We start from the raw sequence: 24,689 nt of genomic DNA on the forward strand, positions 1-24,689 counted from the left end.
TATTCAAACTATGTACTCATTTTTTCATTTACATTCGTTCAGGCATGGCTGATGACTTCGAGACGACAGCTGTTACGCAGATGAGAGGTGACCCGCTCACACACTCGGCCATCGTTCATAGCGGCATGTCGAGCTACAAAATTTGCTAAGCGCTGGTGATGAACATTTTCAACCAAAGAGTCCCAGGCTTCAGGTAATTGTTCCCAAGACTCAATCACCGGGCCTGGCGCGTCAGCAAGATAATCTCCATAAACCCCCACATCAAGGTTGAGATAATCGTCCAGGTCAGGTGCCATTAGAATGATGGGGCGATTCAAACAAGCATAGTCGAACATCAAGCTTGAGTAGTCAGTGATAAGTACGTCCACTGCCGGAAATAAAGCATTTACATCTGGAAATATACTGACAGGCGCTTCACGAATACTAGCATTCTCCTCCATTAACGCTTGCACACCGCTCATTTTCAACGAGGTGTGCCCACGGATGAGTAATAGCACTCGGTGCTTTTCAAGCCATGGTAATAATGCTTGTAGGCGCTTCCCCTGGGACACATCAAGCCCCCCCTTGCCCTGCATTCTAAGGGTCGGTGCATATAGCACTACCTTGTCATACGCTGAAACATCAATGCCAGCTTGTTGCAATAATGTTGACGCATTTTCTTGGAAGGCATTCCAGCGAGGATAGCCAAGGGCAGTAACACGATCACTCGGTAAACCAAAAGCAGAGATCATTCGCTCTCGGCCGACATCGGAAGCCACTAATACTTGCTGAGGCCTACGCTGTCCAGGTAGAACCCGACGCAGGTAACGATCAAACACTACGGTAAAAACGCCAAGCCGGGAAGAGCGAGCATCCTGAACCAAGCGCTTAAGAGGGGTTCCATGGGTTAGGTTGATTAGCTGCCCCCCAAAGGATGCATGCGCATTAACATCTTCAGCCGAATGAGTGACAAGAAACAGTCGTGCACGCAGCGATAGCAGTATTCCTTTGGCTGAGTAAGCAATATAGGCTTCTCCACCCTCTTCACGAACTCGCTTAACAACCTCTTTATCATGCGCAAGCCATACCGCTCGCAAGCTAGGCTCATGATCACGTACATGGCGATACAAATAGCTTGTATTGTCAGCGAACTGACGCCCATGCCAAGCACCAAATATCCATAAACGATCATTGCGAGGGTAGCAACCTCCGACCAGGCACAGCGGTAACCATGCCAGCTGTTTTGCTAAACGAAGTGTGTATGAAGACATTGTGATTTCCTTGGCACTATCACCATCAATCAAATGAACATTAACCGAAGTCTTTTCTTAACGTATCGAGCACGTCGAAGGCATTCATTAACTCATCACGGGAAACGCTATAAAAAGGGTTAAGTGAACGTTTCAATTGAGTTGTAGAGACGCCATCGGTACGTGGTAGATATACCACTTCGCAGTGAGGCGAAAGAAAGTCAAAGTGGCCTTTCCAATCATCACCAATGGCAAAGGTGTCGACCGAATAGCGCTGAATATCCTGAATCTTTTGCTCCCAGTCGGTCTCAGGAATGACTTGGTCGACATAGCGCAATGAGCGGACAATTTCAGCGCGGTGTTCAAATGGAATCAGCGTGCGCTTGCCCTTAAGAGTGTTGAACTCATCTGTTGAGATCCCCACTACCAAACAATCTCCCATTTCAGCCAACCGTCTTAATAAATTCAGATGGCCAATATGAAACATATCAAAGGTGCCATAAGTAATTACTGTCTTGGTCATGATTGCTGCCTCCTTTGCTTGCTCAGATTATTTAATACGGCTACGCAACTGATCATAATAAGGCTGAGGCACTAATAATGAGATAGTATGTAAGAATAAACGCAGGTTCATCCCACCCAGTCTTAATGCTTCTAAATCCAAGCGCACTGATTGGCCAACTTGCTTCTTCTCAACGGCCCAAGAAAGAACTTTACGGTTTATTGACAAACGCAATTGTCGCCGCTCACTACGCTTTAATCTGAACTCATATTCTTTAAAAAGATCAACGCCAGGGTGTAACCCAATAAGGTTTTTTTTATCACGAGTAATATCGCTGTTTTCAAGAAGCCATAAAGTAGTGACATTATCGTTATAGTGAATTGCTTTTAATTCGCAAAGCACTTTTAACCAGAAATATACATCGCCACCTCGACGATAAAGCCCGGCAGGGAACCCACCCAGAGATAAAAAACGCTCACGTGAAATACACGCACCGTTCATATGAATAAAGTCGAAACGTGCAAAGAATTCTAAGGCCTCCAAGCGGGTCAGGCGACCACTAGACACACCTTTAATTCTAGGTAAATACCGCTGACCTTCCATCTTCTGATAAGCATTGACATATAACTCGACATCAGAATATTGACCAATTGCATTGGCAAAACATGACAAATGATCTGATAACATAATGTCGTCAGCATCAAAAAAAACCAACCACTCACCTGTTGATTTATCTGCCCCTAAGTTGCGCGCAGCATATCCCCCTGGTCCTGGAGAATGACGTTGAAAAAGCCTTAATAAACCCGCCTTTTCATACCGTTGCAAAACGCCAAGGGATCCATCGGTAGAACCGTCATCTACTGCAATCACCTCAAAATCTTTGAAATCTTGCCTGTATATACATTCCAATGAATCACTTAAAGTGCTCACCTTGTTATAAACAGGTATGATCACTGAGAAGAAAGCCATATTAATAGGTTCTCGCAAGTGGGTTAAGAATTATTTTTTAATGAGCAAGTCACTTTTCCCACTAGACCGATAAGTCCTAGGAAATAATCTTATATTCTCGAGGCTTCATTGATAGCATCATTATTTACTAGTTCTTTCTCTTGGCTACCCGTAACTGGGCTTTTTATTTTCATCGAATGAAGCATTACAGCATTAACCTTATGAACATCGTACCTGTCTTTAGCAATTTCAAACGAACGTCGCCCCATGGTTTGCACTAGAGCAGGACTATCAATGAACGTCTGCATGGCAGCCTCAAGCGCATCGACATCTCTAACGGGTATTAAGTAGCCATTGTCGCCCTCAATGACAGTCTCACGGCATCCAGGCGCATCGGTTGTAATCACCGCCCGCCCCGTTGCCATGGCTTCTAACACGGAACGAGGTGTGCCTTCCCGATAATAGCTGGGAAGTACATAAACACTGCAATCTGCTATTGCCGGGCGCACGTCATTAAGCCAGCCTAAATGATGAATCGAGCCTTCTTTAACCCAGGCATCCAACTCTTCCCGGGTAATCGTATCGGGATTACTATCAGTGTCACCGGCCAGTTGGAATACTATCTCAGGGTGTCGCTGTTTGATTCGGCGTGCAGCATCAGCATATTGGCGCACTCCTTTATCGCCCAGCAGGCGAGCAATCAGTAAGAATCGCGGTGGACCGGCCGGTAAAGGAGCTACCGTAAAATGATTCATGTCTACCCCTGAACCATTGAGAACCTGCGAAGGCACCCTCTCATGCAGTATCCCCAGTTCGCGAAACAAAGCATCATCATCAGGATTCTGAAAAAACACCTTGTCTGCTCTATTGAGCGCCGCCGCATATAACCTACGCACGACTTGATAGACTAGAGCACGCTTGCCCCTGGCCTGACTAGCAAATGCGTAACCTAGCCCAGTAACTAATGCATAGCGGCGAGGAACGCTGGCCAGCCAGGCTGCTAGTAGTCCGTATATAACTGGCTTGATCGTGTAACTAAGCATCATTTCTGGCCGTATTTTGCACATAAGACGATAAAGTGCGTACAGCGTTAAAGCATCGCGCCACGGGTTTAGCCCATTTCTCTGCATCGGAAAGTCGTGAGCAACGGCCCCCCAGGCTTCAAGTTGCTGGCGAGTAGTCGTGTCTTCAATGAGTCCTGGAGCAGCTACATGTACGTCTAATCCAGCCTTTATCAAGGCTTGCACCAATGGCCCTCGAAAATTAACCAACGAATAACTTGTGCCCGATATCAGCAAAAAACGTTTATTCGATGTAGCGACCTTCGGCTTCATAAAAGCTCCTTAACAAAACACCCAGCCACACGTAGATTGAGTGCTCGTTTGCCGACATTAACTATTTTAAATAGTGAGTATTGAATATAGGTAGTTTTAAAGACAGCTGACTTTTTAAACTCTGGAAGGCTGGACAAAAATGGTTAAACAGCTAATGCCATGACCTCTTTGAGCACTTGGCATGTCTTATTAATTTCTTCCTGAGAAAGTGTCGGGTGGCACAAAAACATCAGACTTGTTTGACCAAGCTCTTGTGCAACTGGCAAGTTGTTTTGGGGCTGCCAGCCAGCGTTTACAAAGGCCTTTTCGAGATATACTTCAGAGCAGCTGCCTGAAAAACAAGGCACTCCTCGTTGGTTGATATCGTTCAGGATACGGTCGCGATTCCAACCAGCCTGAAGCTGATCCGGATTGATAAATACATAGCATTTATAAGCAGCATGGTTGGTATCTTGCCTGAGTACTCCAGAGGCCATATCTAAGCAAAAAGCAGGAACACGCAACCCTTTGCAATCAAGCGCTGCTTGCCAGATACGTTGAGCATTCATTTGGCGAGTCGCACTCCACTCAGGCATACGTTCAAGTTGAATACGGCCAATGACGGCCTGCATTTCGGTCATACGCCAATTGGTGCCAAACGTGTCATGCAACCAGCGGAAGCCCGGTGGATGTTCTTGCACATAAACAGCGTCCCAGCTCTTGCCATGATCTTTATAAGCCCACATTCGTTTCCAAAGCGCGGTGTCATTGGTAGTGACCATCCCCCCTTCACCACCGGTGGTCATAATTTTGTCTTGGCAGAACGACCAACACCCCACATGACCTATTCCTCCAACGCTTCGACCTTGGTAACGAGCGCCGTGGGCCTGAGCACAATCTTCGATTACATATAGCCCGTATTGCTCTGCTAACGCCATGAGTTCCTGCATTTCGCAGGGCCATCCCGCTAAATGCACAGCAATAATCGCGCGAGTGCGCGGGGTAATTTTTTCAGCGACCGTGGCGGCAGTGATATTTTGAGAGTCGCGATCAACATCAGCGAAAATTGGCACAGCGCCAGCATTAGCAATGCAGGAGGCAGAAGCTACGAAGGTACGAGAGGTCACAATCACCTCTTCATTTTCTTTTTCGCCAATACCCAACCCTTTTAGAGCTAAGTCTAGCGCGTTAGTGCCGTTTGCTAACGCGATGGCATGCTTGGACTCGGAAAAATGAGCGAATTCCTTTTCGAATTCAACGCATTCCTTCCCTGTCCAATAGTTCACTCTGTTGGAAAGCAGTACATCCTGAACAGCCTGGGCCTCTTCCAGAGTAAAAGAAGGCCAAGGAGAAAATGGTCCGTTAAGCATGGCTGGAACCCATATCCAATAGATCTTTTTCATTCATGACAACTGGCTTTTCATCCACATCTCTGAGGAAGATAGTTCCCGTAGGAAATTCATAATGTTTGTATGCGTGTGAGAAGTTATCTGGATTAAGACTCACCTCAAGATAGTCTAGAGGCAAATTAGCACCTGCTTTAGCCAAAGAAGAAATAAAAGCAACAAACCTTACATTTATTTCAGTTATCATTGGATTCCCCTGCGCATCCTCTTTGAAATCCACTGTAAACACCCCATTTGCTTTCGATTGATAGTGATTAAAAAATGAACTAATCGCATCATTAGCAATGTTAACAAGCTGAGTATCATTAATCATACGTCCAAATGCAGTGTTGCCAGTTATTCCTGAAGGGGCGACCTTAGACATGATATACGTTACTCTCTCGGCACAAGCGGAGCGTAAAATCTCACCATCTTTATATATAACCTTACACGCAAGGTTCCTTCCAGGTAGAAATTCGGATGCAATAAACTCTTCAATGAGAGGATTAATTTGCATCCATTCATCAAGTTCCTTTTCACTTGTAATTTTTAAAGAGCCTAGCCCACTTGAACCAATAGTACCGCGCACCCAGAAAGGATAATCAAGCGTCAAATCATCGTTTTTTAAACCGTTCAAAAAGGTGCAATAACGGGGTATATAAGACTTACTCACTAGAACTTCATGTAGCTTTTTCTTATCTATTAGTGCTTCGATTGGCTGGCTTGAGGAAATAAATGTTTTACAAGGCAATCCTTCACCTTCTTTTCGCTTCGACCATGCCACTACTTCAACTTCAGGCAATACAACCGCAAATTGAATCTGATGACGATCAATTATTTGTGAGATTTCTGACCAGTAACGTTCATCATCAGCCCTAGGCACTAAATAAGTATGATCATATGAAGATTTATCATAAAGGCCGATCGCTAATGGGTTAGCATCAACACCAATAAAACGATAACTATCATTTCCAGAATCAAGGACAGACCTGATAAAACTGCGTGGTGTTGGCCCGCCGACACCAGTGACAAGGATATTAATTTTTTTAGCCATTTTGTTCACCTTTGTCGTTTTGCAGCTTTGATTCTTTGAAGTTTGGCATCGCTACATCACCTGAGTAACTAATACCTTCGCGGAAAAAAACTTTTTTAACTGTCAATAGCAAAATTTTTATATCTAAAAGCAGCGTCTGGTTATCTACATACCAAATGTCGTAATCAAACTTTTTTTCCCAAGAGATACCATTACGACCATTAACTTGGGCCCAGCCTGTCACGCCGGGACGAGCTTCATGTCGACGAGTTTGGTAGGCGCTATAATAAGGTAAATATTCCATTAATAATGGCCTGGGACCGACCAAGCTCATATCACCTTTCAGCACATTCCATAATTCAGGTAACTCATCCAGACTGGTAGCACGTAGACGTCGGCCAAAAGTAGTCAGCCGCTCTTTTTCTGATAATTTTCGACCTTGTTCGTCATAGGCATCACGCATAGATCGAAACTTGACTATTTCAAATGGCTTGCCGTTTAGCCCTGGACGATATTGACGAAAGAGAACTGGCGTGCCTAGTTTATAGCGTACAAGCAACGCTATAACCACTAGCAATGGTGACAGCAATACCAACCCTATTAGTGAAACAGCAATGTCAAACTGTCGCTTAATCATGGCACACCTATTTATAATTTTTTAAACAACTAAGATCTTGACCTTAAATTCAGCAACTTCCATATCAGCAACTTACCCAAGGCTTTCATTTCTTTATATTCCAAGCTTACTCCGGGATTATAAATCTGACTACTAGCTTGGCAATAAACGGGCTTATTAGATTCTTTATTTATCATCTTTGCTTGTTCAGAATTACCTTCTATGTACAAAAAAGCAGATGAGCTTTGAAAGGCATCTGACTTGATTTTTGATTTGGAGAAATCATCTAAACTATCAAAATCAACATCATCACTAACCATAACTAAATTAGAAAAATTGATTCCATTCATTGTTAACCAAGAAACTACCTCTTCACGTTGCGAAGCGGGACGACAAGAGACTATCGTGTGTATTTTTCCAGAAGGTAGATAACGAGGCTTCATTAACATTAACGGCTTATTGTTAATTTTATCTATTGAAATAACACCCTCTAGAGAAACACAAGCGCCTTCTACTATTTTATGATGAAAAATATTCCATTCAAAAACTCTAGGCAAGGGCACAAATTCAAGAACAATATCTATGTCCTTTCTTACTGGCTTATTGGAATATATAGCGAGTGTGGTCACACGATTTTTAAGAAAAACAGGAATAGGCTCCATCTCTTTTCTTAAGGATTCTCCACTCAAAATGCTATCATCAACCAATAAAATTCTTTTCGCATCCCAGGGATGCGTTATATTTTTTTTCAGATCTCTTGTCACACCTCTCTTTAGTGGTAGATTACTCACTAAAGAAGCAATGTCAGTACAATTAATATTCAACGCAAGCGAAATAATATAGGCAGGTATCATTCCACTTCTTGGTATACCCACCACCAAATCCCAATCACCCGATATCTTATCGAAGTTTTTATTAATATCACTATTTAAGTCAGCATAAGATTTAAAGTGAATCTGCATCTAAAATGCCCCCTTTATTTTTTGTTCAATCACTTATTTTTTCAGTTATGAGGGGCGACATCTCAAGAACTAGCGGTAATACATTATGTCTTCCTACTGAGTAATAGTTAAACCCTTTTGCTGCCATTCGGTGTGGCTCATAAAGATTTCGACCATCAAATATAGTCGGCTCCGATAACTGAGCTTTGATAAGCTCAAAATCAGGTGCTCGGAAGTTCTGCCACTCGGTAACAATAATCAACGCATCAGTATTTTTTAACGCAGTTTCTTTGGTTCCACAAAGGGTTAAATGCTCACGACTTCCATAGATTCGCTGTGCCTCTTCCATAGCTTCCGGATCATAAGCCTGCACCTTTGCACCTGCCTCCCATAGTGCCTCCATAAGTACTCGGCTGGGCGCATCACGCATGTCGTCCGTATTGGGCTTGAAGGAAAGCCCCCAAATAGCAAACGTTTTTCCCTTTAACTGTGCATTGAAGTGCTGGTTTATTTTCTGGAAAAGGGTCGTTTTTTGCTCTTTATTACGTAACTCCACCGCTTTGAGCAGCTTGGCGTCAAAGTTAATACTATTTGCAGTGTGGATAAGCGCCTGTAGGTCTTTTGGAAAGCAGGAACCACCGTAGCCTACCCCGGGGTAAATAAAGTGATAGCCAATGCGGGGATCCGATCCGATTCCTTGCCGCACAGCTTCAATATCGGCTCCTAGTAGCTCGGCTAAGTTTGCCATTTCATTCATGAAACTAATTTTGGTAGCTAACATGCAGTTAGCGGCATACTTTGTGAGTTCAGCGCTTTTTACATCCATCACGATAACTTTGTCGTGATTGCGATTAAAAGGCGCATACAGCTCTCGCATGACTTCAATAGAAGCATCGCAATCAGTACCTATAATGATACGATCTGGCTTTTGGCAGTCTACGACAGCACTACCTTCCTTGAGAAATTCAGGATTGGAAACGACGTCAAAACCGATATCATTTCGCCCCCGCCTTTTCAATACTTCTTCCATCGCGGCACGCACTTTGTCGGCGCTACCCACTGGTACAGTGGATTTATTAACGATAACTTGGTCGCGTTCCATGTGTTCAGCGATTGTCGTAGCCACGTTGAGCACATAGGTAAGATCCGCACTTCCGTCTTCATCAGGCGGTGTGCCCACGGCCACAAATTGAACCTGACCATGTTGGATCGCGGCAACCGCATCGGTAGTAAATTCGAGCCTTCCGGCAGCGTGGTTCTCTTTTACTATCGACTCCAACCCCGGCTCATAGATGGGAATAATACCCATTTTAAGTTGTTCAACCTTGTTGGTGTCCACATCTACGCAAACAACGTGATGGCCGACTTCAGACAAAATTGCACCTTGAACCAGGCCAACATAACCCGTTCCGAAAACTGTAACGTTCATTGGAGTTCCTGCTAAGGTTGGGTGTACTAAGGAAGAAATAAGAAGTTCATATCACTTAATTAAGCCAGACACTTTGCTTACAGCATCAGTAGAGACAGTCGTTGAATATTTTTTTAATGAGTAGTAGTCACGATACCAAGAAATGAAATTTTCTATACCCTTAAAGATTGGTGTAGAGGGTTTATATCCCACCCTTCTTTCTAATTCACCTGAGTCTGCATACGTATCTAGCGCATCTCCCGGCTGTAGAGGCAGCATTTCTTTAATGGCTTTTTTACCTAGCGCCTTTTCAATGGCTTCGATATAAACGCTGATCGTTACCGGATCGTTATTACCTATGTTAAACAGGCGAAACGGCGCATTACTGGTAGCAGGATCGGGAGTGTCGCTATTCCATTCTTGGGCAGGTGTGGCGATGTCGTCACTGGCACGAATAATTCCTTCTACAATGTCATCTACATACGTAAAGTCGCGTGTATGGTGACCATAATTAAAAACCTGAATAGGCTCATCGGCCAAAATGTTTTTGGTAAATTTAAAAAGTGCCATGTCTGGACGACCCCACGGCCCATAGACAGTAAAAAACCGTAGACCTGTAGTCGGCAGTCCAAATAGATGACTATAGCTATGAGCCATCATTTCGTTTGCTTTCTTGGTGGCCGCATAAAATTGCAAGGGATGATTAGCGCCTTTATGCTCGGAAAATGGCATTAGCGTGTTGGCACCGTATACGCTGCTGGTACTGGCGTAAGTCAGGTGCGCAACTTTAGCGTAGCGACACGCTTCTAATATATTGGTAAATCCAATTAAGTTACTTTCCACATAACTAAGGGGGTTTTCCAGTGAGTAACGCACGCCAGCCTGGGCAGCAAGGTGAATAACGCGATCAAAACGGTGCTCTTCAAAGCATGTTGTCACGGCTTGCTGGTTAGCTAAGTTGGCACGAATTGAGAGGTAGTTACTTCCTGTCTCAACTGCCGTATGGTCAAGTATTTCGAGGCGAGCTTCTTTTATCGCAGGGTCGTAATAGTCATTAACGTTATCAAACCCGACGACGCTATCTCCCCGCTCTAGCAGACGCTTAGCAGTGTGAAAGCCGATGAATCCAGCATGGCCGGTTACTAGAATCTTCATACAGTGACTCCATGACGAGACAACCGTGAGCAAGAGGAAGGAAAAGAGATAGATCAGTTACGAACAAGTCGCTGAATATGTTGCCAACTTACCCGCCGCAAGCCATCTAAGGTTAAAGGCACCAGTGCCAGTGAACGCACCATGGTCAGCACCGGGCGCGGAAGCTTGTTCAAACATAGGGTTCTAGGTAATCCTGTGTAGGGAAACCAGCGCTCATGATAGGAGCCCTGATGAGCCGAAAGCGGTAAATCCCCCTTAAAACGTGATGGCACGTCATACCAAGCATAATTGCCCTTCAAACTTTCTATCTCGTCAGTGCCAGGCTGCAGAAATTCGAAATCAATAATTTTAAGTCCCTGGCAAGGGTCATAAATCAAGTCTTGAGGATTTAGGTCAATGCATTCGTAGCCAAGACGTCGGTAATGCAATATAACCGCTCTGACACGCTCAATTGTCCAGAGAGGTAGTAACCCATGTGGTGAGAATGGTGCACGTGGAGAAAGGATACGCTCCATACGATTGGAATAGCGTTCAAACACCAGGTAATGAGGCCCTACTTCTAGCAATCGCGACACTTCAGGTAATGATGCGCCTAGTTCACGGGCTTTTACTTCACGCTCTAGATACCGCTCGCGCCCTGGGCGAAAAGTTTTGCATATCGCTTCAGTGCCGTGAAAATCCACCAGCTCTACTTTGGCTCGACATACCTGCTTACTCAAGTCGGCTAGCACTGGATAAGGGGTGCGAAACTCCATGTTATAGCGCTGAGCTGTTGCGCGTATTTGGCCGATCTGCTGTGGAACTATCTTCTTTAAGTATTCAAGTGTCTGAGTGGTGTTACAAGACAAATACAGTGGACTGAATTGTTCTTGACTGCTGCGTCCATCGTTGGCCTGCTGAGTTAGTAATGTCTTCACAGTAAGCAGTCGTACATTATCAATTCGGCCTGGTGTCTCCCTTGAAGAAGGTTGTTCCATCACAGGATGAACATCGTGCACTACTAAAAAATAAGCTGGCAGCCCCCCATTTCCCGGCCAATCCAAAGGTGCCTGTTCACTACTATCAATCCACTTTGCCAACGCTTTCCGCTGACCTTCATGAATTGGTAGATCGCACAAAATATTGAAACCGTAGCGATCAAGCAAGCTTCGCAAGACATCTAAATATGCAAGCCCTCGCTCCCTAATTAGAAAAACAGCAACGCCAGCTAACCACTCATTTTTCTCAATATCGCGTTGTTTATTCATCGTAGCTTTTCTCCTTTAAAGCTAAAGGGAGTGACGCAAATAGATATGATAAGAACCTTTATAAAGGCTTTTATAAATAGCTTTATATAGACCTCTATAAAAAACCATTAAAAAAACCAAGTCTGTAAAATCGTCAAAGAGAGAGGCAAAAAAACTCAAGAAGATATGGAAAACACCTTAGACAGGGTAGTTTTATTAAGAAGTTATTTTATAAATTAATCGGCAAAGTAGTCATCGAATACGTTGAGGGCTGTTTCTTGACTAAATAGACCCGAGGTCACTGTAGGCCAAAGAGCAACGTCTTCACGCCGAATAAAACGCTCCACCCGAATAATAGCCCGCGGCGCTCCTAAAGCACTGATCACCGCGTAACGATGCTGGCCTCCATGCACAACCCAGCGCCAGCGGCCATCTGAGTGCGTCAAAACGCTCGCCCGGATGTCTCCATCAGTGCCGTCATGGCGACAGATCCCCTGACGTCGAATTGATTCAAGTACCCGAGCCAAACGCTCAACCTCAACTTCAAGCTTATCTTCGCTGACGGGGCCACAGAACTTCCAACCCGCATTAATGTCCAGGCGTTTGCCTAATATTCGGGTATTTTCACGTAATTCAGTTCGCTGGCGTTTAATGCTTTTCTGCGCTGCATTGTGGGAGTCCCATGGGGAGTAAGCCTGCCAGGGAGGTACATCGACTAACTCGCCCGCTTGATCAGAAGGAACTCCCAAAAATTCGGCGGCATTGGCTGGCTGCCAGTTAGCATAGAAAACACGGAGGGCTTCACGGAGCAAGTCGCGCTCCCTGCCAGGATTATCAAATGCCTCCTGCATCACATCGTGTAGGAAACGACGATGACCACTGAGATTGAACAAGCCAAACCCCCACTCCATAGGCGCTTCAAGGAGCAGCTCCCTGCCAGGATAAAGATAATTTAACTCAAGAGGATTGCTCATATGCCTACGAGCATCCACTGGCCGAAAATGTTTCATCGATTGAATATGCAACCCCGCACGCTCGGCCTTTCTGAGCATCCACACTTTGATGGACAATGAGTCGATCAGCATTTTTAGCTTTCCTTGGTCACAGGATTAAGTGCGGGATTAAGAACTGGATCGAGTCGGGCCATAGACGTTAAGAGGTGATTCGTATTTAAGCGTTGGCCCTGTGGCTCGGGGGGCGAAGCTTGACGCGCTGCCCATACTAAGTCCGCTATGTCGTCTAAGGGGTGATAATCTAATGGGGCCGACTGTAAAAGTTGGCGGATACGCAAATGGTCAGTGTCTATAAAAGCCTGCTCTAATTCTTTTAAAAAGGTTTCAAGCCTTGGCCATTCCCAAAAGCGCTCTTTTGAGGTCATTATCCGGTCGTGACGCGTCCGCCTGACGTCATCGCCGATTAACAGCTCTTCGTATAACTTTTCTCCAGGTCGCAAGCCGGAATAAACGATCTCAATATCACCTTCAGGGTGTTCGGCATCCCTCACTTCAAGCCCTGAAAGCCTAACCATATTCATTGCCAAATCCAGAATACGGACCGGCTCTCCCATGTCGAGAACAAATACCTCTCCGCCTTCGCCCATGGCGCCAGCCTGGATAACCAGCTGAGCGGCTTCGGGAATCGTCATAAAATAACGGGTGATTTCAGGGTGTGTAACCTTGATAGGACCGCCCTGCTCAATTTGCTTGCGAAACAACGGCACAACAGAGCCACTTGATCCCAATACATTTCCAAAACGCACCATGCAAAAACGTGTATTTGACTGTGCGTGAGCGAAAGCTTGGCAAATAAGTTCAGTCAATCGCTTGGAAGCACCCATCGCATTGGTGGGGCGAACGGCCTTGTCAGTGGAGATAACCACGAAGGTTTCGACACCGGCTGTCATTGCCGCCTGAGCCAGATTTAAGGTGCCAAAGACGTTGTTACTGACCCCTTGGACAAGATTAAACTCAACCATCGGCACATGCTTATAAGCGGCTGCATGGTAGACGGTATGCACCTGAAAGCTTTCAAATACTGCTTTGAGGCTACCTGCATGCTGAACCGAAATAAGCAGTGGCTTTAGTTCACAGCGTGAATGGGTCGTTTCAATTACTTGTCTTAACTCCTGCTCAATGGCGTATAGGGCAAATTCGCAGTTGTCGACCAGTAATAGTCGTATGGGATTCTGAGCAAGGATCTGACGGCATAGCTCACTGCCAATTGATCCCCCTGCGCCAGTTACCATAACCGCCTTATCTCGAATATTGGCTTGCAGCAACTCGGGGAAGGCAGGCACCGCGTCTCTACCCAATAGATCTTCTAGCGCCACGTCATGAAGCTCGCTAATTTTTGCTCTCCCAGCAATCACGTCGGCGCTACCGGGAATTGTTTTCAGGGGAACAGACAGGCCGGAAAGCCAATGTAATATCTCGCGGCGTCGCCAACGAGGAGCGCTAGGAATCGCCAGCAGAACCATGGCAGCCTGGTACTCTTGCACCAAAGCAGCAAGCGCAACCGGTTGGTGCACCCTCAGCCCTTCGACCATGGAGCCTTCTAGCCCCCGCCAATCATCTACGAAAGCCACCGGTTCATACTCACCACCATGTCGAAGCGCATCAACCAATTCACAGCCAGCCGCTCCCGCCCCATAGATCACTACTGGCTTGCGTTGACGACGCTGGCTATAGCGATACAGTTCACGTATAAAAAAACGCAGGCTACCAATACCTAATAATAGGAGGAGCGTATAAATGACGACGACGGATAGTCCGACAATATGATCAACCATATAACTTACCGGTACCACTAACAGCGCTGACGTCACGACGACCATAGCGACAGTTGGCACAGTGACATGGCTCATATAACGAATCACTATTCGATATAGCCCCAGCCAATGGAAAAGCAACAGACTTGTTGGCACTAACAGGCCAATCGTCATCCATAGGGAGCCATCTCTTAGTGGCTGCAAATTTTCCAAGTGAATCATCGTTGCCAGCTGTAAACTACTCGCTACAGTCACACCATCCAGCAAGACAAGTACTCTGCGTTTTATCCAGCGGGGTGTCACCGACAACGATTTCATTAAGCTATCCATGATTTCCCCTTTTTTATTCCTTGCTGGCGTTACGTGCTAGCTATTTGGCTACATGGGTGGCAATGTTATTTCAGCGAAAATCAGGCATCAGCCGATGATGAGAAGCGACGATTGCGCCTTGGCGGTATAGGTGCCAGCACAACACTAGCACCAACCAAAATAGCGTCGCACGAAGGCCATTATGAGTAGTGGAATAGATTAATGGCCCAGCTACTCCTGCCCAGACATATAGCGGTGCTCGTCGTAACGCGATAACGATCGTCAATAGAAAAAGCCCTAGTCCTGGCAACCCATAGGCAAATAACATGTTGACGAAAGAGGAGTGAATTTCATGCCCGTCGTAGGGAGCAAAACGCTGACGTTCAGCCTCCCCCGCACCTAGAATGGCGTATTCAGGAAAGTTCGTTAGTCGGTCAAATTTGCGCTCTTCATAGACGCTGTCTACTTTGCTTGGCGCTCTGTCCATGCGCGCCTCTAAGTTGCGCAACACTTGTCCATCCGAGCTGATATTGGCAAACAAAACACCCAACAGTAGCAACGGCAGTAGTAGTAGCAAGCGCGCAAAATGCTTAATTTGGCGGGCATTGGCCATGGCCCATCCAATCAGGACCAAGACACCTCCCCCCATTGCTGCAAGCGATGACGCTGCTAGAATCCCCAACACGCCGGAAGCTAGCCCAGCCAATCCCAAAAGCCTCATCCGCGGATGAAAATCATCAAGCATCAATAACACCACCACGCCACATAATGAAAAATAAGCGAGCTGGTTAGGGTTATTGAAACTTCCCGTTGTGCGATTAACTCCCATCGCTAACTGCAACAACACCTGACTACCCGCGATCAATAGCGCGATTGCTACACCGTTACGGATAAGCCCTGTAGCGCGTTCGCCATATACGCTAAGAAAACGTAATAACGCCATGCCCACTAGGAAATTAAACAGGAAAAACTGAGCAGGTCTGAAAAAGGTGGTCGTTCCCAAAATCAGCGTCCAGCTAAGGCAAACCATCAACACCCACAGCACCATCATTCCCCAGCATATAGCGAAGGGTGAAACTTTCAGGTGTTTATCACCTAGTGACATCAACAGCATTACACCCACAAAACCTATCAAGACAAAATCAGTCAGCTGCGGTCCACCACTAGGAAACAAATAAAGACTACTTAATGAAAGACCCAAAAACAGTAGTAGTGCGCCGATTAAGTTCATGGCGATACCCTTTTGTCTATCTTTGAAGAGACGACTGGCTAGAGATTCGCCATCATCTGGAAGGTATGATTACGGCTGGCCAAGTCGTCGTAAGTGCCAGCATCAATTACCTGCCCATCCTCAAGCATATAAATGATGTCGCACTCCTTAACGGTCGCTAGACGATGGGCAATCATGATGATCGTCATCTGACCGGAAAACCGCTGAATGTCTTCCATTACACGGCGCTCGGTAATGCCATCCAGCGCACTCGTTGCCTCGTCAAACACCAACACTTTAGCTTGCTGATAAAGGGCACGGGCAATCCCCAAGCGTTGTCGCTGCCCTCCAGATATTTGAACGCCGCGCTCACCTATGCGTGTTTCGAGCCCCTCAGGGAATCTATCAAGCAGATCATCCAGTTGCGCCATACGCAGAGATTCTTTAACTCTCTCAACATCAATATCCTTGCGCTCAATAGCAAACGCGACGTTTTCAAGAATGCTGGCATCGGATAAGAATATTTGCTGAGGCACAAACCCGACCCCTGCTTGCCATTGCCGTAAGTTCTCGTGTGTTAAGGGAACACCATCAATCAGCACTTGACCTTGCTGGGGCTCAATTAAACCGAGTAATAAATCCACCGCGGTACTTTTACCACTACCAGAGGTTCCAACTAGCCCCACCATCTGGTTGACGGGGATCGTTAGCGTGAGCCCATCAAGAGCCAAAGCCCGCGTTCCTGGATAGTCGAAGACCACATCCTGGATTTTTATCTCTTGCTGAGGTACCCAGGGCGTTATTGGTGCAGCTGGCTGAGTTTCATTAATGGCGGTATCGCCGTTTTCCGTCTCATCACGACTGGCGATCAAGTCATCACGAATGGCGTTATAGGCGGCTAAGTTGCCGCGAATTTTTGTAAGCGAGGTATATATCTTTTGAAAGCCGGGTAGCATTTTGAAGCCTGCCAGCGCATAGATAGAGAGTGCTGGCAAAATTGCCCCGAGATTACCCTCGTAAAGGTTAAGCAGATAAAGCACCAGCACAATAACCGAACCAAAAGCCACCAATTCAATGGCATAACGCGGGGCTTCACTTAGCCCCTGCGTCACTCCCTCCCCACGCGCGATAGAATTGCAGGCATCATCAAAGCGTTTGGTAAAACTTGCCTGTCGATGCAGTAAAAGTAGATCTTTAATGCCTCCAAACCCTTCACTCATCAATTTAAAACGCTTAGATTGCGCTCTGGAAATTCGTCTTCCGTTGCTAATAAGAAAACGTCGAACCGTTTGGTAAAGCAATAAATAAGTCCCAAAAAAAACCACCACACCCGTTATTGCCACCAATGGGTTATAGAGAAAAATTGCTAAGGTCATGAGTGATACCATGATCAACTTAGCATTAAGCTCCATAACAGGATTGATGATCTTGATAGACACTCGCTGGACTTCCGCAGATACCTTAGCAGTCAGGGCGCTGGTATTGTGGTTGGAATGAAACAACCAAGGTTGGTGCAAGTAATAGCGGTAGAGGCGACTTGAAAGCTCTGCTCCCACTCGGGCGCTGTAGAGGGCCAGCCGCCACGACGTATAGATAGAGAGCAGTGCCGCCATCAACAGAACGCCAAGCACCATGGCACCCAATAAACTTAAAAAAGCCCTAGGACTTTGCATATCGGTAACGCTATACGCCATAGCAAGCCAACCATCGCCCTGGAGCTTACTCATGTCCCCCACGACCGCCATAAAAGGTCCAATAGCGATGACCCCAGCAATTTGTGCCAGCGCCATACCGATAATCAGCACCTGGAGTCTCAATAATTGGCGCCGTTGTTGCTGCGTCAATAATGAATAGAGTTCGCGCAATTGCTTCAGCATCTTGGATCACCGGTAAGCATAGAGGTAGCTGCCATAGTAGCCATGACGGCTGTTGGTCGTTTTCTTAACGCCGTTTAGGATTGCACCTTTAACATTCACGCCAGCGCTCTCCAGGCGACGCTTAGCAGCCTTAATTTCTCCGGGAGGATGGCTGTCGAAGCGGACGACCATCAAACTAGTTCCCGCCAACTTACCCACCACCGTTGCATCAGTTACCGCAAGTATGGGTGGCGTATCTACGATCACTAAGTCATAGCACTGGCTCATGGCTTCAAGGAAATCGTGGAAGCTTTGTTGCATCAACAACTCCGATGGATTAGGCGGCACACTGCCCCGTGCAACATAATCCAATCCTTCTAAGTCGCTATGGCGAACAGCTTCTTCTGCATCGATTCGTCGAGCCAGCAACTCAGAAAGGCCTTTAACGCCTTTGCTGTGAAACGCATGGTGCAGATGTCCACGACGCATATCGGCATCAATCAGTAGAACTCTTTGTCCCGCCTGAGCACAAACAGCGGCCAAATTAGCGGCGACAAAGCTCTTACCAACCCCTGGACTCGCACCAGTAATCATTAAGCGGTTGTTGTCCGATTCGAGCATCGCAAAATAGAGGCTAGTTCGAAGACCACGCAACGCTTCCACTGCGATTTCGGCGGGTTTTTTAATCGCCAGCAAACCTCGGAAAACTTCCTGAACCTTTTTAGAACGGCGCGGGCGAATTCGTTCGGTAAGGCCTGCTTGACCGCCTGAATCTGGTAGCGTTGCATAGACAGGCAACCCCAACTCTTCCAGTTGCTCGGGAGACTTAATCGCGCGACTCAGTAACAAACGCACGACCACCAGCATCGTGGCCAGCAACGCGCCTATCAGTGCACTGACAGCTGTTATCAGAGGAATGCGCGGTGCGATAGTGCCGGGATTGAGAATAGCGGCATCGAGGATGCGCACGTTACCCACCGTACCGGCCTTAACCAAACGCATTTCTTGAAGTTGATTGAGCAATTGAACATACACTTGCTGATTGACCTGACTGTCCCGAGTCAAGCGCAGCACTTCTTGTTGGGTTTCAGGCAATTCATTGACCTGGGCATTGAGACGATCACGCTCTGCGACAAGCTGAGAGCGTTGCCTTAGTAAGGTTTGGTAGTTGGGGTGCGAGGGCCGATACCGCTCAGCTAAGTCGGCCTCCCTCATAGCTAGTTCGTTAAGTTGACTCTCTACCTCCACCACACGGGTGAGAAGATTTTGCGTCTCGAACGTTAAGTCGACCGAGTCACGCTGCGCCCGATAGTCATTGAGCATTCCCTCGGCATTGGACAACTGGTCCCTAACTTGGGGAATTTGCTCGCCAAGAAAGGCGATTTGTTTCTCTGCTTCTTCAGAATGACGTTGCACATTCTGAGTTAGAAAAACCCCTGTTAGGGTGTCTAGGGTCGGCTGGATCTTACTGCGATCCGCACCACTAAGCATGAGTTCATAGACGCCTGACTCAGTGCCTCTCGGCATAACCTCAAAACGGCTTTCAAGGTTTTTTATCGCATTGAGAGAAGACATACGCGTCAAGCTGAATTCAGCACCAGGATGGGCAACTGCCTGACTAATAAAAAGACGATAACCTAAGGCGTCATCCTGAACGGTTTCCCCAACGTTGCCGATAAGCACCCGCTCATCTTCCAGCCATAACTCAAAGTTACCCTCTTCCTTTATGCGCAGTATGTGTTCGCTACCCACATGCTCATCGGGCACAGAGAAGCGTGAGACACGCACAGACTCGTTGGCCCACACATAAGGATTTTGCCAGCGACTCTCTTCTCCCATTCCTAGCCATTCGCGCATAAAGGCTGGGGTTAGGCTTTCAATTAAATCCTGACTAACCCCATGATTGACAAGAAAATCCCCTATCACTGGCAATCGTCTCGGCTCAACCTTAATCGCTAGGTCTTCTCGTTCAGCTGTTTCCCCAAGCACCATACGTGACCGCAATATTTCGAGTTCTGCGGCGGTAGGATTACCTGGCTGTTGCTCACCCAATGACTCCATAAACGCCAAGTTAGCCCCCCGACTCTCTATCTGGACCAACGCGTCAGCTTGATAAATACGTGGCTGAGAGCTGGCGTAAAAATATCCAGCCAGGAGGAAAAGCCCTGTTATCGCTACGATAAACCATCGATGGTCGGAAAGTGTGTCGACCAGCTTGCGCAAATTGAGATCATCGCTCTCCTGAGGGCCAGATGAGGACGATGGCGGATGAGGAAAGTAGTTCATGGTCATGCCTCGCTATTCAGAAATACTATTCAAAATAGCCACTTAAAGCTCGCTGGCATCACTGGCTACCGTTACAACATTACCCGGCAGACTGACTGATGGCAGCAGCAGAGAAATGACCGAGTTCCAACGAGCCAATGGCGCTGACGTCACGTACACCACATCCTGAGGCTGGAGAGGAAAGCGAGTACCCAGCAATAGCCGTGTAGCATCCCTGATATCTAACTGATAAACAGTGGCGAACTTTTCACTACCTGGTGGGTTACCGCGCACTACAAAAATTCCTGAAGGTTCAGCACGGCTTTCGTTCACACCACCTGCCCTGCCTAATGCATCCGTCAAGGTGATCCGTTCATTGCCAAGGGCGATTGCACCAGGACGTGTTACCTGCCCCATCACAACGACGTTCTGGTTCTCCATAGTAGGGACATGAAGCAAGTCGCCATCACGCAGCAAACGATTCTGCGTCATATCCCCCTGACGCATCATTGCATAGAGTGAAATGCGCTCTTCGCTACCATTACGGCTCAACGTCACGTTACGCCAATCGGCATTTTCTCGCGCTCCGCCTACTGCACTGATAGCATCCAGAATCGTCATCGGCACAATGGTTAGCGGTAATGTGCCAGGGTTTGCGACAGCGCCACTGATATAGACCTTTTGGGAATTAAACGCTGCGATGCCAACTTCCACTTGCGGATCATTGATCACATTGGCTAGACGTCGAGTAATAAGGTCACGCACTTCATCAAGCGTCATTCCCTCTACCCTTACACGCCCCACATAGGGGTAAAACATAGTGCCATTGGGTCGTATCCGATTACCGGTTTCCGCTGCAGAACGCTCGGAACCAGCAGGAATAGTCAACTCAGGATGGTCATAGACAATTACACTTAAAATATCACCAGGCCCTACCCGATACTCGTATCCAGGAGCCACTGGGTTCAATGTTGGGGACGGAACCCGTGATGAAGCATCCCTTTCAAACATCGCATTCACCAAATCGGGAGTGATCTGCTCAACATCTACTCGCCCATCCAACGACTGCTCAAGGTTATCCTCATCAATATGGCCACCTGGGGCCATAGCGCAGCCACTGAGGACTCCCAGGAGCACGATCAATACGAGGTAGTGGGCTAGTCGAACTGGATTTCTTCTAGGTTCCACTGTTTCTACTTCATTGAAATTGTTCATGCTTGCTCCCTTTGCTTTTGTCTAGCCACGCTACCGCCCGAGGATTTTGATCAGGCATTTCCCAGAGCCTTATTGAACACTGCCAAGGCGACGCCAATCGCGTCTTTCCACGAGGCATAACTACCAACTCGGTAATTAATTTTAATGTTACATAAGAATACAAAAAGATTAACTTTATTTACATAACTACTGAAGGGTGAAATAACTAGTACATTTTTGAGCAGGAAGGCATGCTTATACCGTAGTAAAAACAGCAAAAAATCTAGGTCATTAGGGTCGTAAAAAAAGGAAAACCAGTATCATTCCAAAATATTATTATTTAAAATCAACAACCTATAAAACATAAACAATATTTAACAGTATTGTCATTATATGTTTACAATACTTATATAATCGAAAATGGCGTTTTCTAGACGCTGGGGCCTTATGTAACAGAAACGTTACAAAAATATGGTTTGCTTATGGTTGGGGCATTACGTGTATAAGTTCTTAATTAGAAAACAATGAGACTATTAACATTCGTTCGCTGCATAGATAAAACTCAGCGAAAGAGGAAAGAGGAAAGAGGAAAGAAAAATCTCAGAGGGAAATCTAGCAGGCCGCCGTCGAAGCTTAGGAGCGGAAACCCTATTTGGCATGAACAGTATCTATGTCAAGCTTTTGGGAGTTTTTCAGCCCATAGAAGACTCGCGTCTTTTAATAGCGTATGCACATGCTCAAAGACTTCTAACGTCTTTCTAAAAGGATCAGGAATATCCTGTCCTTCACCGTTATTCAGCCAGCGCCCAAGTAATAGTGTCTTACCCAACGCATGCGGTGCTTGCTTAGCTAGAGCACGACGTTGGCCTTCCGTCATAACTAAAATAAGATCTGCTTTCTGAATCATTGCCACTGTCAGTTGGCGTGCACGGTGGCGACTAACATCCAGGCCATCCGATTCAGCCAACTGTTGCGCAAACGATGACACTGGCTCACCTTGCAACGCACCTAAGCCGGCAGAACTAATCTGATAGCTGGGAAGTTGCTGCCTAAGGATGGCTTCAGCAACAGGGCTACGGCAGATATTGCCAGTACAAACCACCAAAATATGCTTGAACATGAGTTACTTGCTTCCTTAACAAGGCCAAACATTGAGGCTTCAAAATATTGTGTTTAGTGTTCCCACCGAATAGCAAGCAGACCCAAAGCCTCGTAAATAGCACGTTCGGTTTTGCGTAGTTCACGTGCAGAAGGTATCCAATACGCGACGCCTTGCCTATGCCCAACTAGGTAATGCGTGGGTGCCGCGACGGGGTACAAACCAACTTGCTCGAAATGCTGCATTGCACGTGGCATATGCGATGCGGATGTTACTAACACGATGTGGGCACCTTCACCGAGCAATGCCCTCACTGCCCTGGCCTCTTCTGCCGTATCTTTCGGCAATACCAACTTCACTATCCGCCCTGGCGGTACGCCCAACGACTCAGCGGCTTCGGCATAACCATGGGCTATCGTCATTTCCGAATTTGTACCACTTCCTGAGACAATTAACGGCAACGCAGGTCGCAAATACCAAAGCCGAAGGCCCTCCATCAAACGTAGCCCCGAGCTGTCACCCAGCTTTCCAGTTATTGACCAAGGCTGGTCTGGTTGCCACCCGCCTCCAAGCACAACTACAGCATCTATTGCTGTGTTTTCTGGCCAAGCCTTCAAAGCCCCATATTGGGTCTCTAAGGGCTTAAGGAGGTTATCTGATACTGGCGCCCACGCTGCTAACAGTAACAAAACCATCGAGACGACAATCAGGTGATTACCTAAGCGATGCCTTCCAAGCTTACGAACCACACACCCAGTAACAAAGGTGATCGTCATTAAGGCCATGGGCATCACTATTATTGCCGCCATCGTTTTAATTAGCGTGTACATAGCGACTATTTTGTGAATATTTTTCAGGAACCTGAACCCATAGGAAAGCCATCCAGCTAATATATACAGCTATACCTGCTGGGTAAGCGAAAAAAGAATAGCTCAAACCAAAGCAGATAAAGGCAACTGTCAGCAGTACCCCAGCGACAGAAATAGTTTTATGCGCTGGATTTTCACTGCGCAAACCTGGGATAAAATGCCATAAAGACACAAGGTAAAGCCCAAACACCATCAACATACCAAGTAGCCCTCGCCGCACCCAGGCATCAAGTAGATCGTTATGCGCATGCCAGTAATTACCTAATTTCGGGCTTAGAACCCCTTTAGCTTCTAGCGCTTGCATTGCGGGTTGATAGCCTTGATGTCCGTAGCCCATGAATGGGTGCTCACGTATTAACCACAAGGCACCACGGTACATTTCCAAGCGAGCCCCTACGGAACCAATATCTGTTCCCTCAATGTAGTGGTGCACATCAGCCACCGCCTTATTCACCCGCCTTTCTACACCGCTTTGCGGGATGACATATGCCAACACTATCACTGCCACAACACAACAAATACCCAACCAACGCCATGCTGCTCGCCACTGATGCGCATAACTGTAATAAAATACCCCTATCGCTAATGGCAGGGCTAACCACCCACCCCGTGTACCTGAAAGTGCCGATGCCAACCCTCCGCCTGCGACGCCTCCCAGTAACAGTAAAAACCAACAAAAACGCGACCTTTTTTGATGCCAAGCCCAGCTAAAACCAGCTAGACATAGCAGTGCGCTCAATAACGCGAAATTACCGAAGAAAATGGAGTGTAACGGCGGGTGCCCTGTCGCTCGCGTCAATCCAACCCCAAATTTTTGCCACGCAGCCCATCCGCCAGCCCCTAACCCGCTTAATGCCAGTCCCGCCCACCATGCCGCAGGCCGTGGTGTCACAGCACGAACCATCAACACAACCAGCGCAGCGAGCCAAGCGGCACCAGCCAACGGCAACGCCTGCCGCAAACTGTCATGCCATACGCCAATCACCAAGTCGACCATACCCAGTCCGATGATCAACACGAATAAAAGGTGGTCACCACGCCTACTCGTATGCTCTCTAGAGCGCCAATTTTGTGTTTTTTTCCAAGTAAGACTTCCCCATATAAGCGTAATCACCAGTCCCAGCCAATAACCTAAAGGCACCAACAACGGTAATGTGGTGATTGCGATAGCCTGCATAAAACATTTGCCTTGTCAGTGTTACCGGGATGAAACCTCTAGCTTGTTTACGCAACCTCGATAGCCTTCTAAATACGTGCACACACATTGTATTATTTACTGCCACAGTATTGCTGGCAATTTTGCTTTATCAAAATTAATTAATAAAGTACGCGTAAAAACCTAAGTACCGACATTGATTGTAGGG

20 protein-coding genes are annotated in these 24,689 nt (G+C 46.8%); all 20 read right to left on the reverse strand.

The window, feature by feature from the left end; translation table 11 throughout:
* Positions 1-38 precede the first annotated feature (38 nt).
* The 20 genes from B6A39_RS10220 to B6A39_RS10315 all read right to left on the reverse strand — a co-directional run bounded on the left by B6A39_RS10220 (position 39) and on the right by B6A39_RS10315 (position 24,502).
* Positions 39-1,250 (reverse strand): CDP-glycerol glycerophosphotransferase family protein, encoded by a 1,212-nt coding sequence (locus B6A39_RS10220; RefSeq protein ID WP_083004977.1) that lies wholly within the window; start codon positions 1,248-1,250, stop codon positions 39-41.
* Between the two features lie 40 nt (positions 1,251-1,290).
* Positions 1,291-1,752, reverse strand: a complete 462-nt coding sequence (tagD, locus tag B6A39_RS10225; protein ID WP_083004979.1) for a glycerol-3-phosphate cytidylyltransferase — start codon at positions 1,750-1,752, stop codon at positions 1,291-1,293.
* 27 nt (positions 1,753-1,779) lie between these two features.
* On the reverse strand, positions 1,780-2,700 hold the full coding sequence (locus B6A39_RS10230) for a glycosyltransferase family A protein (RefSeq protein ID WP_083004981.1): 921 nt from the start codon (positions 2,698-2,700) through the stop codon (positions 1,780-1,782).
* A gap of 89 nt (positions 2,701-2,789) precedes the next feature.
* The gene (locus B6A39_RS10235) at positions 2,790-4,013 is read right to left on the reverse strand and encodes a glycosyltransferase family 4 protein (protein WP_083004984.1); all 1,224 of its coding nucleotides are present in this window, start codon (positions 4,011-4,013) and stop codon (positions 2,790-2,792) included.
* Positions 4,014-4,156: 143 nt separating this feature from the next.
* Entirely contained in the window at positions 4,157-5,362 is a 1,206-nt protein-coding gene (locus tag B6A39_RS10240; RefSeq protein ID WP_083005000.1) for a DegT/DnrJ/EryC1/StrS family aminotransferase, read from the reverse strand.
* On the reverse strand, positions 5,355-6,431 hold the full coding sequence (locus tag B6A39_RS18985; protein WP_198036707.1) for a hypothetical protein: 1,077 nt from the start codon (positions 6,429-6,431) through the stop codon (positions 5,355-5,357). Before B6A39_RS18985 ends, B6A39_RS10240 begins: the two co-directional genes overlap by 8 nt.
* Complete coding sequence (locus tag B6A39_RS10250) at positions 6,424-7,047, reverse strand: sugar transferase (RefSeq protein WP_083005003.1); 624 nt, start codon at positions 7,045-7,047, stop codon at positions 6,424-6,426. The genes B6A39_RS18985 and B6A39_RS10250 overlap by 8 nt, the downstream gene beginning before the upstream one ends.
* 29 nt (positions 7,048-7,076) lie before the next feature.
* Positions 7,077-7,988, reverse strand: coding sequence for a phosphoribosyltransferase family protein (locus B6A39_RS10255; RefSeq protein WP_083005006.1), 912 nt, complete (start codon positions 7,986-7,988; stop codon positions 7,077-7,079).
* A gap of 25 nt (positions 7,989-8,013) precedes the next feature.
* Positions 8,014-9,396 (reverse strand): UDP-glucose dehydrogenase family protein, encoded by a 1,383-nt coding sequence (locus B6A39_RS10260; protein ID WP_083005009.1) that lies wholly within the window; start codon positions 9,394-9,396, stop codon positions 8,014-8,016.
* Positions 9,397-9,447: 51 nt separating this feature from the next.
* Positions 9,448-10,530 (reverse strand): NAD-dependent epimerase, encoded by a 1,083-nt coding sequence (locus tag B6A39_RS10265; protein WP_083005013.1) that lies wholly within the window; start codon positions 10,528-10,530, stop codon positions 9,448-9,450.
* 53 nt (positions 10,531-10,583) lie between these two features.
* Positions 10,584-11,777 carry a hypothetical protein gene (locus B6A39_RS10270; protein WP_083005016.1) on the reverse strand — a complete coding sequence of 398 codons (1,194 nt, stop codon included), beginning with the start codon at positions 11,775-11,777 and terminating at the stop codon, positions 10,584-10,586.
* Positions 11,778-11,992: 215 nt separating this feature from the next.
* Positions 11,993-12,841, reverse strand: a complete 849-nt coding sequence (locus B6A39_RS10275) for a hypothetical protein (protein WP_083005019.1) — start codon at positions 12,839-12,841, stop codon at positions 11,993-11,995.
* A gap of 2 nt (positions 12,842-12,843) precedes the next feature.
* The gene (locus B6A39_RS10280) at positions 12,844-14,853 is read right to left on the reverse strand and encodes a polysaccharide biosynthesis protein (RefSeq protein WP_083005023.1); all 2,010 of its coding nucleotides are present in this window, start codon (positions 14,851-14,853) and stop codon (positions 12,844-12,846) included.
* A 70-nt stretch (positions 14,854-14,923) separates the two neighbouring features.
* Positions 14,924-16,063, reverse strand: a complete 1,140-nt coding sequence (locus B6A39_RS10285) for a hypothetical protein (RefSeq protein WP_083005026.1) — start codon at positions 16,061-16,063, stop codon at positions 14,924-14,926.
* A gap of 38 nt (positions 16,064-16,101) precedes the next feature.
* Positions 16,102-17,919 (reverse strand): ABC transporter ATP-binding protein, encoded by a 1,818-nt coding sequence (locus B6A39_RS10290; protein ID WP_083005030.1) that lies wholly within the window; start codon positions 17,917-17,919, stop codon positions 16,102-16,104.
* 6 nt (positions 17,920-17,925) lie between these two features.
* Complete coding sequence (locus B6A39_RS10295; protein WP_083005033.1) at positions 17,926-20,184, reverse strand: polysaccharide biosynthesis tyrosine autokinase; 2,259 nt, start codon at positions 20,182-20,184, stop codon at positions 17,926-17,928.
* 42 nt (positions 20,185-20,226) lie between these two features.
* Positions 20,227-21,378 (reverse strand): polysaccharide export protein, encoded by a 1,152-nt coding sequence (locus tag B6A39_RS10300; protein WP_083005036.1) that lies wholly within the window; start codon positions 21,376-21,378, stop codon positions 20,227-20,229.
* Positions 21,379-22,030: 652 nt separating this feature from the next.
* On the reverse strand, positions 22,031-22,477 hold the full coding sequence (locus tag B6A39_RS10305) for a low molecular weight protein-tyrosine-phosphatase (protein ID WP_083005039.1): 447 nt from the start codon (positions 22,475-22,477) through the stop codon (positions 22,031-22,033).
* A 53-nt stretch (positions 22,478-22,530) separates the two neighbouring features.
* Positions 22,531-23,241 (reverse strand): ElyC/SanA/YdcF family protein, encoded by a 711-nt coding sequence (locus B6A39_RS10310; RefSeq protein WP_232318692.1) that lies wholly within the window; start codon positions 23,239-23,241, stop codon positions 22,531-22,533.
* Positions 23,242-23,269: 28 nt separating this feature from the next.
* A complete protein-coding gene (locus tag B6A39_RS10315) occupies positions 23,270-24,502 on the reverse strand; it encodes an O-antigen ligase family protein (protein ID WP_083005045.1) in 1,233 nt (410 codons plus the stop codon).
* Positions 24,503-24,689: the final 187 nt, after the last annotated feature.

The organism is Halomonas sp. GT (assembly GCF_002082565.1).
GTDB lineage: Bacteria > Pseudomonadota > Gammaproteobacteria > Pseudomonadales > Halomonadaceae > Vreelandella.

What these genes read in the sequence shown, in the direction of transcription:
- B6A39_RS10250 (WP_083005003.1), bottom strand. Translation starts at nt 7,047, where the DNA reads ATGATTAAGCGACAGTTTGACATTGCTGTTTCACTAATAGGGTTGGTA.
- B6A39_RS10265 (WP_083005013.1), bottom strand. Translation starts at nt 10,530, where the DNA reads ATGAAGATTCTAGTAACCGGCCATGCTGGATTCATCGGCTTTCACACT.
- B6A39_RS10300 (WP_083005036.1), bottom strand. Translation starts at nt 21,378, where the DNA reads ATGAACAATTTCAATGAAGTAGAAACAGTGGAACCTAGAAGAAATCCA.
- B6A39_RS10290 (WP_083005030.1), bottom strand. Translation starts at nt 17,919, where the DNA reads ATGCTGAAGCAATTGCGCGAACTCTATTCATTATTGACGCAGCAACAA.
- B6A39_RS10240 (WP_083005000.1), bottom strand. Translation starts at nt 5,362, where the DNA reads ATGCTTAACGGACCATTTTCTCCTTGGCCTTCTTTTACTCTGGAAGAG.
- B6A39_RS10255 (WP_083005006.1), bottom strand. Translation starts at nt 7,988, where the DNA reads ATGCAGATTCACTTTAAATCTTATGCTGACTTAAATAGTGATATTAAT.
- B6A39_RS10315 (WP_083005045.1), bottom strand. Translation starts at nt 24,502, where the DNA reads ATGCAGGCTATCGCAATCACCACATTACCGTTGTTGGTGCCTTTAGGT.
- B6A39_RS10285 (WP_083005026.1), bottom strand. Translation starts at nt 16,063, where the DNA reads ATGAACTTAATCGGCGCACTACTACTGTTTTTGGGTCTTTCATTAAGT.
- tagD (WP_083004979.1), bottom strand. Translation starts at nt 1,752, where the DNA reads ATGACCAAGACAGTAATTACTTATGGCACCTTTGATATGTTTCATATT.
- B6A39_RS10260 (WP_083005009.1), bottom strand. Translation starts at nt 9,396, where the DNA reads ATGAACGTTACAGTTTTCGGAACGGGTTATGTTGGCCTGGTTCAAGGT.
- B6A39_RS18985 (WP_198036707.1), bottom strand. Translation starts at nt 6,431, where the DNA reads ATGGCTAAAAAAATTAATATCCTTGTCACTGGTGTCGGCGGGCCAACA.
- B6A39_RS10235 (WP_083004984.1), bottom strand. Translation starts at nt 4,013, where the DNA reads ATGAAGCCGAAGGTCGCTACATCGAATAAACGTTTTTTGCTGATATCG.
- B6A39_RS10305 (WP_083005039.1), bottom strand. Translation starts at nt 22,477, where the DNA reads ATGTTCAAGCATATTTTGGTGGTTTGTACTGGCAATATCTGCCGTAGC.
- B6A39_RS10295 (WP_083005033.1), bottom strand. Translation starts at nt 20,184, where the DNA reads ATGAACTACTTTCCTCATCCGCCATCGTCCTCATCTGGCCCTCAGGAG.
- B6A39_RS10270 (WP_083005016.1), bottom strand. Translation starts at nt 11,777, where the DNA reads ATGAATAAACAACGCGATATTGAGAAAAATGAGTGGTTAGCTGGCGTT.
- B6A39_RS10275 (WP_083005019.1), bottom strand. Translation starts at nt 12,841, where the DNA reads ATGCTGATCGACTCATTGTCCATCAAAGTGTGGATGCTCAGAAAGGCC.
- B6A39_RS10230 (WP_083004981.1), bottom strand. Translation starts at nt 2,700, where the DNA reads ATGGCTTTCTTCTCAGTGATCATACCTGTTTATAACAAGGTGAGCACT.
- B6A39_RS10220 (WP_083004977.1), bottom strand. Translation starts at nt 1,250, where the DNA reads ATGTCTTCATACACACTTCGTTTAGCAAAACAGCTGGCATGGTTACCG.
- B6A39_RS10280 (WP_083005023.1), bottom strand. Translation starts at nt 14,853, where the DNA reads ATGGATAGCTTAATGAAATCGTTGTCGGTGACACCCCGCTGGATAAAA.
- B6A39_RS10310 (WP_232318692.1), bottom strand. Translation starts at nt 23,241, where the DNA reads ATGGCCTTAATGACGATCACCTTTGTTACTGGGTGTGTGGTTCGTAAG.